We start from the raw sequence: 13,585 nt of genomic DNA, 5'->3' as shown, positions 1-13,585 counted from the left end.
AAACGGAATTGAAGTGAACTTCACTTCTATTCTCATGAGCGTTTGTAGTGCTAAGCACTAGTTCCGAAGAACTTGGCACTCGCCATCAAACGCCCACGCTTATCGGCTGTATATTTTTAAGGAACCAGAAGATCAGATTTCTCTTTTCTTCTCAACTCGCTGTAATCAGCGAAGCCTTGAATTCTAACAGAGTTTTTAAAGTCCTGTCAAACCTTGTGGTTATTTGTCTTTCGACTTCCAACCACCCGCCAACCTCAACCACCACAATCTCTTGCAGCACCTCAGATCAGCGAAGCCTTGAATTCTACACCAGTTTTTATCACCAGCGCAACTCTCAGCAAAACTTTTCTCTTCTACCGCCTTCACCACCTACCATCACCACAACCCCCTCAGGAACCGCAGCAATCTCAGTAGCGAAGCCCGCTAGTGTACACAGGTTTTAGATCACAGCGTCCATTTTTCCATCAATTTTTCCGGAGTGAGGTGGTCATACCCCTCGAACGGCTGATGGATCCATGGATTCGTGGGCAGGAATTCCACGGAGTAGTCCGGGGAGAAGGTGGACATCGCCTTCGTCCAGATGACCGCGCTGCGCAACTCCGTGATCGGAGCGTAGTTGGACTTCAGGAGCGAGATGACGGCGTTCAGGGTATGGCCCGAGTCGGCCAGATCATCGACGAGAAGAACGCGGCCTGCAATTTCGCCCTTGGGCGTGGTGATGAACCGGGCGATGTCGAGATGCCCCTGCACCGTCCCGGCCTCTGCACGGTAGGAACTGGTGGACATGATGGCCAGCGGCTTGTCGAAGATGCGGCTCAGGATGTCCCCCGGTCGCAGGCCGCCACGGGCCAGGCACAGGATGGTGTCGAATTGCCATCCGGACTGGTGCACCTTCAGGGCCAGCTTTTCGATCAGGCCGTGGTATTCGTCGTAGCTTACGTAAAGGTGCTTGCCGTCTTCAGTCAACATGGGGGGCTCCGGATGGGCTCTTGCGGATAAAACAGGGGTGAACGCGTCGAACCGCGCTCACTGTGCGGCGTAAGGATGCTGCATCATGATCGTGTGGTCCCGGTCGGGACTGGTGGAGATCATGGCGATGGGGACACCGGTCACTTCGGCAATGCGCTCCAGGTAGCGGCGGGCATTGGCAGGAAGCGAGTCGTATTGGGTGACGCCGACGGTGGAATCGCTCCAGCCCGCCAGGGTTTCATACACGGGGATGCAGCGGGCGATTTCCTCTGCCCCCATGGGCAGGATGTCGATGCGCTCGCCATCGAGTTCGTAGCCAACGCAGAGCTTGAGCGCTTCCAGACCGTCCAGCACGTCCAGCTTGGTGATGCACAGGCCGGTCAGGCCATTCACCTGGGCGCTTCTCTTGAGCAGTGCGGCATCGAACCAGCCGCAGCGGCGGCTGCGGCCGGTGGTCACGCCCTTCTCGGCTCCGATGGTGCTCATGTGGTAGCCCGGGGTACCCGGCTTTTCCCATTCCAGCTCGGTCGGGAACGGCCCGCCGCCCACGCGGGTGCAATACGCTTTCGTGATGCCCAGCACGTAGTGCAGCAGGCCGGGCCCCACGCCGGATCCTGCCGCCGCGTTGCCGGCAACGCAGTTGCTGGAAGTCACATAGGGATAGGTGCCATGGTCCACGTCCAGCAGCGTGCCTTGCGCACCTTCGAACAGAAGGTTGGCACCCTCCTTGTGGACTTCGTTCAGTTCGCGGGATACGTCGGCGATCATGGGCTTGAGCAGCTCGGCATGGCGCATCGCTTCCTGATAGACCGCGTCGTACTGCACCTCGCCATCCTTCAGGTAGGGCTGCAGTGCACTGCCGAACTGGAAGGATTCGGAGTGCAGGAAGGATTTCAGCACATGGTTGTGGAGCGCCAGCAGTTCCTTGAGCTTCGCGGCAAAGCGCTCGGGATGCTTGAGATCCTGGACGCGGAGGGCACGCCGGGCCACCTTGTCTTCATAGGCTGGGCCGATGCCACGGCCGGTCGTGCCGATCTTCTCGCTGCCGCCGGTTTCGCGCGCCGCTTCGCGGGCGACATCCAGTGCGGCGTGGAACGGCAGGATCAACGGGCATGCCTCGCTGATGCGCAGGCGGGAACGCACTTCCACTCCGGCCTTTTCCAGGCCTTCGATCTCTTCGAACAGCTTGGCTGCCGAGAGGACGACGCCATTGCCGATGTAGCACTTGACCCCGGGCCGCATGATGCCGCTGGGGATCAGATGCAGGGCGGTCTTCACGCCGTTGATGACGAGGGTGTGGCCTGCGTTGTGGCCGCCCTGGAATCGCACCACGCCCTGGGCGCTTTCGGTGAGCCAGTCCACGAGCTTGCCCTTGCCTTCATCACCCCACTGGGTGCCCACCACGACGACGTTTCGCCCTTTGATCGCTGCTTGCATGTCAAACCTGCCTGGATTCAATGTTCATCAATATGGAAGAGGCCGCACCGCCCACTGGCCCTGCTCGAGCACCAGTTCACGGTCGCACTGGAATTCCTGCACTTCGCTTTCATGGCCCGGCAATACGCAGACCACGGTTTCGCCCGCGCTGCGGAGCTGCGCAATGAAGCGGTGGGCATCCGGCGTGGCAGCCCACGGGGCCTTGATCGCCGCCTTCAGCGTCCGCGGGGGAACGATGCCGACCAGTTGCTTGATATCGAGGCTGAAGCCCGCGGCAGGCCGGGTCCTGCCGAAGGCTGCACCCACCTCGTCGTAGCGTCCTCCCCGCACCACCGCATCCGTCGCGTTCCGGGCGTAGATGGTGAAGCGGGCGCCACTGTAATAGGAATAGCCGCGCAGGTCGGCGAGGTCGAACGACACCGGGCGGCCTTCCAGGTGGGCGGCGATGGATTTCAGGTTGGAGAGCACCTCATCGACGCCGGCCACGCCGCTGAGCGCGGTCCGGGCCTCGTCCAGGACGCGGGCATCGCCATAGAGCTCCAGCACCGCGGACAACGCACGCCGGGTATCGGGCGGCAGCCCGGCCGAAGCCTGCGACAGTTCGGAAGCATCCTTGGCTGCGAGTGCTCCGTAGATTCTCCGGACCGTGGCGGCATCAGCGGCAATCGGTTCGAGCAGGGTGCGGACGATGCGGGCATCGGACAGATCGACGCTGACGCCCTCGACGCCTGCGAGATGCAGGCAATCAAGTGCCAGCAACACGGATTCCAGGTCGGCCTCCATGCCGGAGTGGCCATAAATTTCCGCACCGAATTGCAGGGGTTCGCGGGTCGCGCGGGGGCGGTCCGGCCTGGTATGCAGCACGGGGCCGCAATAGCAAAGGCGCGTCACACCGGAGCGGTTCAGCAGGTGGGCATCGATCCGCGCGACCTGCTGGGTCATGTCGGCACGCAGGCCGATGGACCGGCCGGACAACTGGTCCACCAGCTTGAACGTCTGTAGGTCCAGCGCCTCCCCGGTTCCGGACAACAGGGATTCCAGGTGCTCCAACATCGGGGGCATGACCAGTTCATAGCCATAGCCCCGGGCGGTGTCGATGAGCCCTCGACGCAGTTCTTCGATGTGCCGGGCCTCCGAAGGCAGGACATCGGCAATGTGATCCGGCAGGACCCAAGCGGACATGGGAAGGGGGTGTCTGTTAAAAATGCAATTCTACCGGGCACTGCCGGTGGCGCCGTCTCGCAGCGGACGCGCGGAATGCGGCACAGGCGTGACAGGGCGATGGAATCGCCCTTTTTTTGTCAGCCCGGGCGGCTGGAGGCGCCGGCAGCAGCGGCCGGCCCTCCCGGTCGGAATGGACTCAGTTGCGGGGAGCGGGAGACGCCGCGTTTCCGCGGAAGTTCTTGAAGAACTCGGAGGACGACGGATCGACCACCACCACATCGCTCTTCTTGCTGAAGCTCGACTTGTAGGCTTCGAGGCTCCGGTAGAACTGGGCGAACTGGGCATCGCGACCGAACGCATCCGCATAGATGCGCGCTGCCTCGGCATCGCCCTCCCCCTTCAGCTTCTGGGCATCACGGTACGCGTTGGCGATGGTGATCTCGCGCTGCCGGTCGGCGTCGGCGCGGATCTTCTCGCCTTCGGCGGCACCGGTGGAGCGGAGTTCGTTCGCCACGCGCTTGCGCTCGGCTTCCATGCGGCGATAGACCGACTCGGTAATGGCCTCGACGTAATCGACGCGGGTGATGCGGACATCGACGACATCCACGCCCCAGGGCTTGCTGCCCTTGACGACCTCCAGGACTTCCTTCTTCACGTCCGACATGAGCGCGTCGCGCTTGGCGGACAGCAGCTCCTTGACCGTGCGGCGGTTGATCTCTTCCTGGAAGGCATTGCGGACGACCCGGTTCAGCTGCAGGGCGCCGGCGTTCTCGTCGAGGCCGACGTTGCGGATGTACTCCGAAGGGTCGGAGATGCGCCAGCGCACGTACCAGTCGATCACCACGCGCTGCTTTTCAGCGGTCAGCATGGACTCCGTGTCGGTGCTGTCCAGCGTGAGCAGGCGCTTGTCGATGTAGCGCACGTTCTGGAACGGCGGGGGCAGCTTGAAGTTGAGGCCCGGCTCGGTGATGACTTCCTTGATCTGCCCCAACTGGTACACCACGCCGAACTGGCGCTGGTCCACGACGAACAACGTGGAGCTGAGCAGGGCGAGCACCACCAGCAGGGAGGAAACGATGAATCCGACTCTGTTCACGACTGTCTCTCCCTCGGGCTAGCGGGCTTCACGGTCCCGGGTGCGGCTGGTGTCGCGCGCGCGGGGATCGATGGGAAATGCCTGGGTGGTACTGGAAGGTATGGACGACGACGACGATGCCGGAGGAGCTTCCGGGGCGGTTGCCGCCGCAGCGCCGCCCTGCGAGACGTTCTGCATGATCTTGTCCAGCGGGAGGTAGAGCAGGTTCGAACCCTGGCGCGAATCCACCAGCACCTTGGTGACGTTCGAGTAGATCTGCTGCATGGCCTCGAGGTACATGCGGTCACGGGTGACCTGCGGCGCCTTCTGGTACTCGGTGAGCACGGAGCTGAAGCGCTGGGCATCGCCCTGCGCCTGGGCGACGATCCGCGCCTTGTAGGCAGCGGCTTCCTCGGTGAGCCGGGAAGCGGAACCGACCGCACGGGGAATCACGTCGTTGGCATAGGCCTGGGCTTCGTTCTTCGCGCGCTCGCGCTCCTGACCGGCCTTCAGCACGTCGTCGAACGCGGCCTGTACCTGCTCGGGCGGGCGCACGCCACCCTGCTGCAGGTTGATGCCGACCACTTCGACGCCGATCTTGTAGCGGTCCAGGATGGTCTGCATGAGGGTGCGGACGCGGGGGGCGATCTGGTCGCGCTCCTCGGCCAGTGCGGTATCCATGCGCATCTTGCCGACGATCTCGCGCACGGCCGTCTCGGCCACCTGGATCACGGCTTCACCGGGGTTGCGGCTTTCGAACAGCCAGGCCCGGGCATCGTTCAGGCGGTACTGGACGGCGAACTTGATCTCGACGATGTTCTCGTCCTCGGTGAGCATGGCGGACTCGCGCAGGCCGGTACTCTTGATGATGCTGTCACGGCCGACGTCGGCGGAGCGGATTTGGGTGACGAACACCAGTTCGTGCCGCTGGATGGGGTACGGCAGGCGCCAATTGAAGCCGGCGTTGACCGTGGTCTTGTACTTGCCGAACTGGGTGATGACGGCCTGCTGCCCTTCCTGGACGATGAAGAAGCCGGAGCCCAGCCAGATCAGCACGGCCACCGCGGCGATCAGGCCGACGCCCACGCCGGTGTTCTTCATGTCGGGCTGGAATCCACCGCCCGATCCATTGCCGGGACCACGGCCGCCGCCGTTGCGCCCGCCGAAGAGGCCTCCGAGCTTGCGGTTGAGGTCACGCCACAGTTCATCCAGGTCGGGCGGCTGGCCCTGGGGATCGCGGCCGCGGTTACCCCCGGGAGGCGGGTTCGGACGATCGGAATCCGGGCGGTTCGCACCATCAGCCTTGTCATCGCCGCGGCCCCAGCGGGGATCATTCAGATTGAACATGCCCCGGATCCGCCCGGGCAGCGATGCCGGACGCCAGGCTCTGAAAGGATGATTCATGCGATAGATCTCTAGTTTTCGAGAAGATGGGTCTCGCGGCATTGTGCCCAACTGGCCTCAAGGCGCTGGAAATTCAGCATCGGCGCCTGGGGTCATGGGGCTTTCGCGGGCGGCCAGTGCCGCAGCGGTCAACTGGCTGCGCAGCTCAGGCAACCCCTGTCCGTTGCGGGCACTGACGAAGAGTTTCGGCAACTGGCGCCCGTCCCACTCGTACGTGTCCTGCATGGCCAGCGGCTGCTGGTCGGCGGGCACGGCGTCCAGCTTGTTGAAGACCAGGACCTGGGGGATCTCGCCGGCGCCGATCTCGCCGAGCACCTTCTCGACCTCGGCGATCTGCTCGGGGAAATCGGGATTGGACGCGTCCACGACGTGCAGGAGCAGGTCGGCATCGACGGCTTCCTGCAGGGTGGCCTGGAAGGCGTCGATGAGGCCGTGGGGCAGGTCGCGAATGAATCCCACCGTATCGGACAGGGATACGGTGCCGCCCAGTTCGGCCAGGTACAACTGGCGGGTGGTCGTGTCCAGGGTGGCGAACAGCTGGTCGGCCGCATAGGCCCTTGCCTTCACGAGCGCGTTGAAGAGCGTGGACTTGCCCGCGTTGGTGTATCCGACCAGGGAGATGTTGAAGGTATCCCGGCGGGCACGCTGGCGCCGCTGGGTGGCGCGCTGGCGCTTGACCTTCTGCAGGCGCTCGCGGGTGCGCTTGATCGCGTCGTCGATCATGCGGCGGTCGAGCTCGATCTGGGTTTCGCCGGGGCCGCCGCGCGCGCCGATGCCGCCGCGCTGGCGCTCCAGGTGGGACCAGCGGCGCACGAGGCGGGTGCTGAGGTATTGCAGCCGGGCGAGTTCGACCTGGAGCTTGCCCTCGTGGCTCCGCGCGCGTTGCGCGAAGATCTCGAGGATGAGCAGGGTGCGGTCGGTGACCGGCAGTTCGAGATGTCTCTCGAGGTTGCGCTGCTGGGCCGGGCTGAGGGCCTGGTCGAACAGCACTTCCACCGCGCCGTGCATTTGCGCGAGCATGCGGATTTCATCGGCCTTGCCGCTGCCGACGAACAGCGCGGCATCGGGCGCCTTGCGCTTGCAGGTCAGCCGGGCCACGGGAGCGAGGCCCGCGGTCTGCGCCAGCAGGCCCAGCTCTTCCAGCTCGGCGTCGAAATGGGGAAGGCCGAAATCCACCCCCACCAGAATGACGGGAGTGGATTGCAGTTCAGGGGATGAGGAAGAACTCAAGACAGCAGCCTGGACGGGGCATGCGCCCTGTCCAGGGTGTACCTACACGGGCGCAGGAATGTCAATTGCCGGATTCGGCATCCGCGGGTTCGGCCGTCGAGAAGTTGACGGCGCGCCCCGGAACGATGGTGGAGATGGCGTGCTTGTAGACCATCTGGGTGACCGTGTTGCGCAGCAGCACGACATATTGGTCGAAAGATTCGATCTGCCCCTGCAGCTTGATACCGTTGACCAGGTAGATGGAAACAGGCACGTGCTCGCGGCGCAGTGCGTTCAGGAAGGGGTCTTGAAGAAGTTGACCTTTGTTGCTCACGATATTCTCCGTGTTCAGGAATATTGTTGTAAAGCTGCACCTTACCACAGCCTTCCGTCGCCCCGAACAAAGTCAGGGCATTGACGGGATGTGCGCCTACGAGTCGCCGTCGTCTGCGAACGGGTTGTGCGAAGTCTTCATTTCGATGCGCAGGGGCGTGCCCACCAAGTTGAATTCCTTGCGGAACCGTCCTTCGAGGAAACGCTTGTAGGCATCGGTGACGTGCTCGAGCGAATTGCCGTGGATCACGATCACGGGAGGGTTCATGCCACCCTGGTGGGCGTACCGCATCTTGGGGCGGAACATGCCCGAGCGCTTGGGGGTCTGGAACTGCACCGCCTCCAGCAGCAGCCGGGTCAGCACCGGGGTGGGCATCTTGCACGTGGCGGATTTGTGCGCCTGCGCGATCGACGTCCACAGCGGGCCCAGGCCCTGGCGCTTCTTCGCGGAGATGAAGTGCAGCGAGGCGAACTTCAGGAACGACAGGCGCGTTTCGATGGAGCGCTCGAGCATCTGCCGGCCGTAATCGTCCACGGCATCCCATTTGTTCACCGCGAGGACCACCGCACGCCCGCTTTCGAGGATGTAGCCGGCGATGTGCGCGTCCTGGTCGGTCACCCCCTGGGTGGCGTCCAGCAGCAGCAGCACGACATTGGCGGACTCGATGGCCTGCAGGGTCTTGACCACCGAGAATTTCTCGATGGCCTCGAACACCTTGCCCTTGCGCCGCAAGCCTGCGGTGTCGATGAGCTCGAACTGCTGCCCGTTGCGCTCGAAGGGCACGGAGATCGCGTCCCGCGTCGTGCCGGGCATGTCGAAGGCGACGAGGCGTTCCTCGCCGAGCCAGGTGTTGATGAGCGTGGACTTGCCCACATTGGGCCGGCCGGCGACGGCCAGGCGGATGGGCTTGTCCTCGCCGTCTTCCGGCTCGTCCTCGGGCTCGGGGAGCTGCAGCGTCTCAAGGGCCGTCTCGAGCAGGCTGCGGACACCCTGCCCGTGGGCTGCGGAGACGGGCAGGACCTCGCCCAGACCCAGCTCGTAGAACTCGGCCAGTTGCGCGCCCTCGCGCATGCCCTCGGCCTTGTTGCCCACGAGCAGGCAGGGTTTGCCGAGGCGCCGCAGGTAGTTGGCGATGTCGTGGTCCTGGGCCGACAGGCCCGCGCGTGCATCCACGACGAAGATGACGACGTCCGCTTCCGCGACGGCCTGCTGGGTCTGCTTGGCCATCTCGCGGTAGATGCCCGACGAGGCATCGGGCTCGAAGCCTCCGGTATCGATGACGATGTATTCGTGCTTGCCCAGCTTGCCGTTGCCGTAGTGCCGATCACGCGTGAGGCCCGCGAAATCGGCGACGATGGCGTCGCGCGATTTCGTGAGCCGGTTGAACAGGGTGGACTTGCCCACGTTGGGGCGGCCCACCAGGGCGATGACTGGCTTCATCCGGACACTTTCCTCGTTGGCATGGGACCGGTCATTCGGGACGGAAACCGTAGATGCCGCCGTTGCGGGTGACCACCACCAGCGTGTCTCCGGCGGCCACGGGCGGGGCGGCCACGCCCGAGCCGTCGGTCGTGAGGCGGTTCAGGAAGGAGCCGTCCTCGCGGGACAGCAGGTGCACGAGGCCGGAATCGTCGCCCACCACCACCGAACGCCCCAGCAGCAGGGGCGCGCTCAGCTTGCGGTAGCGCAGTTTGTCGAGCGACCAGGCCTGGGCGCCGTCGGCGCGCTTCCAGGCCACCACCGTGCCATTGCTCTCGGTGCCGAACAGCATGGTCGCGTCGCCATGGATGCCTTCAGAGCCGCTGGCGGGATGGGTCCATGCCACCGTGCCGCGGGAGGTGTCCACGCAGCCCACCGTGGCCTGGTAGGCCCGGGCGCAAACGCTGTCGCCTTCGCGGCTCACGCGGCCGAGCAGTTCCACCAGCCGCTCGACGTCGTTGGTGCCGCGCGGGCTGGCCAGCGGGGCTTCCCAACGCACCGTGCCGTTGTCGGGATTGAACCCCACCATCCGGCCCGACAGCCCGGCGACCAGGGTGTCGCCGACAGCGGTGACGAGGCCATCCTGGCGCAGCACCAGGGGTTCCCCGGGACGCTGCTGGTTCCAGAGCTTGGCGCCGCCTGCCGCGTCGTAGGCGGACAGCGAGCGGTCCGCCGCCAGGACGAAGACGCGGTTGCCGGCCACCAGCGGCGCCGTATAGACCTGCGCCGCGAGCGGCTTGCGCCACAGTTCGCGGCCGCCGGACAGGACTACCAGGTGGTTGGAGCTGGTGACGACCGCGGTCCATTTGCCGTCGCTGCCCACACCCGCGGACAGAGGCTCGCCGACCGTGGCGCGCCAGATGTCCCCACCGGTGCGGGCATCGATGGCGGCGACGGTGCCTTCGGCGGACGCGACGGTGACCTGGGTACCGTTGACGTGGACGGACAGAGGCAGGCGGCCGATCTCTCCGATCTTGGTTGTCCACGCCTGCCGCACGCCGATCACGGGAACCACGGGCCCCAGTTCGGCGGGCTTGGGTTTGGAGGATCCGCCCCATAGAGAGCAGCCGGACGCCAGCGTGGCGGCGGCCACGAGGAGGGCCAGGCCCGCGCGGCGGGCGCCGCGCTCGAAGTTGTGCTGCTGTGTCACTTTGCGGCCTCTCCGTCTGCACGCGCCTGGACGCCCAGGCTGCCCAGCTTCACCTCGACGACGCGGCGGTATTCGGTCCCGTCCTCGAGGCCCTTGTATGCCTTCTGGTACTCGGCGATCGCCTCGGCCTTCTTGCCTTGCAGCGCCAGCACATCGCCCTTGCGGTCCGCGATCATCGGATCGAATTGGGGCGGGAACTTGCCGGAAAGGCGCGCCAGGGCCTGGTCATAGGCCTTCTGGTCGATGAGCAGACCCGCCAGCCGCAGCGAGGCGATGGCCTTGTAGCCCTCGTCGGATGCGTTGTCGGCCAGCCATTGCAGGATGGGCTTGGCCCCGTCCGGGTTGCCGCTGTCCACCATGGCTTTCGCAGCCAGCAGGCCCGCCTGTGCGGCCTGGACGGTGCCGCCGTAGCGGGACTTGAGGTCGTCGAAGGCCTGCGTGGCCCGGGCTGCGTCACCGCCCTGCACCGCGACTTGTACGGCATCCGACAGCGCGGCGGCCTGCCCCGACTGCCGGTTCTGCCAGTACTGGTAGCCGTTCCAGGCGGCCACACCGCCAAAGATCACGACCATCACCCCGCTGATGAGGGTGCCCCAGGCATTCCAGAAATGCTTGAGCTGGTCGATCTGTTCTTGTTCTTCGAGGTCGAGGTGTTTTGCCATGAATAAGGGTTCGCGACAGGATTAGCGGGAGGATTGTAGGGTGGCGGCCCAGGCGGGGATTTCGTCGAGGCGCCGCTCGACCTGCTCTGCGCCCTGCTCCCGCAGCGGCTTGACGGTGACGGTGCCCCGGGCCAGCTCGTCCGCGCCGAACACCAGGGCGAATGCCGCACCGCTCGCGTCCGCGCGCTTGAACTGGGACTTGAAGCTGCCCTGCCCTTCGGCGCTGGCGGCGTGCATCTGCACGCTGAGTCCCGCCTCGCGCAATTGCCGCAGGGTGCGCAGCACGACCGGGGCGGCAGACGCGTCGGGCACGACGGCATAGACGTCAGGGCGGGCCTCGGGAATGGCAGCGCCTTGCTCCCGGAGCAGTTCCAGCACGCGCTCGACGCCGATGGCCCAGCCGACGGCCGGTGCGGGCTTGCCGCCCACCTGGACGATGAGATCGTCGTAGCGCCCGCCGGCACAGACCGTGCCCTGGGAGCCGAGGCGATCGGTGATGAATTCGAACACCGTGAGGTTGTAGTAGTCCAGGCCGCGCACCAGGCGCGGGTTGATGGTGTAGGCGATGCCGTTGGCGTCCAGGATGGCGCGCAGGCCATCGAAGTGGGCGAGCGACTCCTCGCCGAGGAAATCCATCAGCCGGGGGGCCGACTCCACCACGGGCTTCATCGCGGGATTCTTGGTGTCCAGGATGCGCAGCGGGTTGGTGTGCAGGCGGCGCTTGCCGTCCTCGTCGAGCAGGTCCGCATGGCGCTCGAAGTGGGCGATGAGCTGCTCGCGGTGGCGTGCGCGCTCCGCGGGCTGGCCGAGGCTGTTGAGTTCGAGCCGCACATCGGTGAGCCCGATAGACTTCCAGAGCGCATCCGCCAGGAGGATCAGTTCCGCATCGACGTCGGGACCGGCGAAGCCCAGTGCCTCGGCGCCGATCTGGTGGAACTGCCGGAAGCGTCCGCGCTGCGGCTTCTCGCGGCGGAACATGGGACCGGTGTACCAGAGGCGCTTGGGACCGTCGTAGAGCATGTTGTGCTCGATGGCCGCGCGCACCACACCGGCAGTGTTCTCCGGCCGCAGGCTGAGGTGGTCGTTGTCGCCGTACTTGTCGGAACGGTCGTGGAAGGAGTACATCTCCTTCTCGACGATGTCGGTGACTTCGCCGATGCCGCGGACGAACAGCGCGGTGTGCTCCAGGATGGGCGTGCGGACGTTCCGGTAGGCGAACTGCCCCATGAGGCCGCGCACCTTGTCCTCCAGCCATTCCCAGCGGGACGACTCGGGCGGCAGGATGTCGTTCATGCCTTTGACGGCGGCGAGCTTGGCGGGCCTGGAGGCCTGGGACGGGTTGGAGGGATTGCTTGCGGACATACGTCGGAAGATAGGGCGTGGGCCCCGGTGCGGGCATGGCCGGCATCCACGGGAGGATGCGGCGCAGCAGCCCTGAACGGATCAGAGAACTTCGGCGGTGCTGCCGAAGCGGCGGGAAATATAGTCTTCGACCACCTGCTGGAAGTCGCGGGCGATGTGCTCTCCGCGCAGGGTCATCGCTTTCTCTCCATCGATGAAGACCGGCGCGGACGGTGCCTCGCCCGTTCCGGGCAGGCTGATGCCGATGTCGGCGTGCTTGCTTTCGCCCGGGCCGTTCACGATGCAGCCCATCACGGCCACCTTGATCTTCTCGACGCCAGGATAGCGGGTGCGCCAGACGGGCATCTGCGAGCGCAGGAAATCGTCGATCTGCTTGGCCAGTTCCTGGAAGGTCGTGCTGGTGGTGCGCCCGCAGCCGGGGCAGGCGGTGACGCTGGGCACGAAGACGCGCAGTCCCAGGGCCTGCAGGATCTCGGAAGCCACGACGACCTCCTGGGTGCGGGCCTCGCCGGGCTGGGGCGTGAGCGACACCCGGATGGTGTCTCCGATGCCTTCCTGCAGCAGCACCGACAACGCCGCCGCGGAGGCGACCGTTCCCTTGGTGCCCATGCCCGCCTCGGTCAGGCCCAGGTGCAGGGCGTAGTCGCAGCGGCGGGCGAGTTCGCGATAGACGGCAATGAGATCCTGCACGCCGCTGACCTTGCAGGACAGGATGATCTGGTTGCCATCGAGCCCCATGGCCTCGGCACGCTGCGCCGATTCGATGGCGGAGGTGATCAGGGCCTCGTACATGACCTGGCGGGCATCCCAGGGCACCGCGCGCCGGCTGTTCGCATCCATCAGGCCGGCGAGCAGTTCCTGGTCGAGGCTGCCCCAGTTCACGCCGATGCGCACGGCCTTGTTCCAGCGCATGGCCGCTTCGATCATCTGGCCGAACTGCCGGTCGCGCTTGTCGCCCTTGCCCACGTTGCCGGGGTTGATGCGGTACTTTGAGAGCGCCTGGGCGCAATCCGGGTATTCGGTGAGCAGGCGGTGTCCGTTGTAGTGGAAATCGCCCACCAGCGGCACGGTCTCGCCCATGCGATCGAGCTGCTCGCGGATGTACGGCACGGCGGCTGCCGCCTCGGGCGTGTTGACGGTGATGCGCACGAACTCGGAACCGGCCTGCGCCAGCTCCTTGACCTGGATGGCCGTGCCGATCGCATCCACGGTGTCGGTGTTGGTCATGGACTGCACGCGCACGGGCGCGTCGCCACCGACCGTCACCACCCGGTCGCCCCAGGCGATGCGGGCCTGGCGCGAACGCCGCGGCAGCGGCGATGCCATGGCGATGGGGGATT

12 protein-coding genes are annotated in these 13,585 nt (G+C 65.5%); all 12 read right to left on the bottom strand.

The window, feature by feature from the left end; translation table 11 throughout:
- Positions 1-444: 444 nt before the first annotated feature.
- The 12 genes from ACAV_RS07215 to ispG all read right to left on the bottom strand — a co-directional run bounded on the left by ACAV_RS07215 (position 445) and on the right by ispG (position 13,571).
- Entirely contained in the window at positions 445-969 is a 525-nt protein-coding gene (locus ACAV_RS07215) for a phosphoribosyltransferase (protein WP_013593920.1), read from the bottom strand.
- 57 nt (positions 970-1,026) lie between these two features.
- On the bottom strand, positions 1,027-2,406 hold the full coding sequence (locus tag ACAV_RS07210; protein WP_013593919.1) for an adenylosuccinate synthase: 1,380 nt from the start codon (positions 2,404-2,406) through the stop codon (positions 1,027-1,029).
- Between the two features lie 27 nt (positions 2,407-2,433).
- The gene (locus tag ACAV_RS07205) at positions 2,434-3,588 is read right to left on the bottom strand and encodes an ATP phosphoribosyltransferase regulatory subunit (protein ID WP_013593918.1); all 1,155 of its coding nucleotides are present in this window, start codon (positions 3,586-3,588) and stop codon (positions 2,434-2,436) included.
- 178 nt (positions 3,589-3,766) lie between these two features.
- Positions 3,767-4,666, bottom strand: coding sequence for a protease modulator HflC (gene hflC / locus ACAV_RS07200; RefSeq protein WP_013593917.1), 900 nt, complete (start codon positions 4,664-4,666; stop codon positions 3,767-3,769).
- A gap of 18 nt (positions 4,667-4,684) precedes the next feature.
- The gene (gene hflK / locus ACAV_RS07195; protein WP_013593916.1) at positions 4,685-6,049 is read right to left on the bottom strand and encodes an FtsH protease activity modulator HflK; all 1,365 of its coding nucleotides are present in this window, start codon (positions 6,047-6,049) and stop codon (positions 4,685-4,687) included.
- A 57-nt stretch (positions 6,050-6,106) separates the two neighbouring features.
- Complete coding sequence (hflX, locus tag ACAV_RS07190) at positions 6,107-7,279, bottom strand: GTPase HflX (RefSeq protein WP_041828631.1); 1,173 nt, start codon at positions 7,277-7,279, stop codon at positions 6,107-6,109.
- A gap of 61 nt (positions 7,280-7,340) precedes the next feature.
- Positions 7,341-7,592, bottom strand: a complete 252-nt coding sequence (gene hfq, locus ACAV_RS07185; RefSeq protein WP_011794570.1) for an RNA chaperone Hfq — start codon at positions 7,590-7,592, stop codon at positions 7,341-7,343.
- A gap of 96 nt (positions 7,593-7,688) precedes the next feature.
- The gene (der, locus tag ACAV_RS07180; protein ID WP_013593914.1) at positions 7,689-9,032 is read right to left on the bottom strand and encodes a ribosome biogenesis GTPase Der; all 1,344 of its coding nucleotides are present in this window, start codon (positions 9,030-9,032) and stop codon (positions 7,689-7,691) included.
- A 31-nt stretch (positions 9,033-9,063) separates the two neighbouring features.
- Positions 9,064-10,221 (bottom strand): outer membrane protein assembly factor BamB, encoded by a 1,158-nt coding sequence (gene bamB / locus ACAV_RS07175; RefSeq protein ID WP_013593913.1) that lies wholly within the window; start codon positions 10,219-10,221, stop codon positions 9,064-9,066.
- Positions 10,218-10,883 (bottom strand): YfgM family protein, encoded by a 666-nt coding sequence (locus ACAV_RS07170; protein WP_013593912.1) that lies wholly within the window; start codon positions 10,881-10,883, stop codon positions 10,218-10,220. The genes bamB and ACAV_RS07170 overlap by 4 nt, the downstream gene beginning before the upstream one ends.
- Positions 10,884-10,904: 21 nt before the next feature.
- The gene (gene hisS / locus ACAV_RS07165) at positions 10,905-12,245 is read right to left on the bottom strand and encodes a histidine--tRNA ligase (protein WP_013593911.1); all 1,341 of its coding nucleotides are present in this window, start codon (positions 12,243-12,245) and stop codon (positions 10,905-10,907) included.
- Positions 12,246-12,326: 81 nt separating this feature from the next.
- Positions 12,327-13,571, bottom strand: coding sequence for a flavodoxin-dependent (E)-4-hydroxy-3-methylbut-2-enyl-diphosphate synthase (gene ispG, locus ACAV_RS07160; RefSeq protein WP_174270293.1), 1,245 nt, complete (start codon positions 13,569-13,571; stop codon positions 12,327-12,329).
- Positions 13,572-13,585 lie beyond the last annotated feature (14 nt).

The sequence above is a fragment of the Paracidovorax avenae ATCC 19860 genome, assembly GCF_000176855.2.
Classification (GTDB): Bacteria; Pseudomonadota; Gammaproteobacteria; order Burkholderiales; family Burkholderiaceae_C; genus Paracidovorax; species Paracidovorax avenae.
Note: the sequence above shows the minus strand (reverse complement) of the source record. Positions and strands in the feature narration are given on the sequence as shown.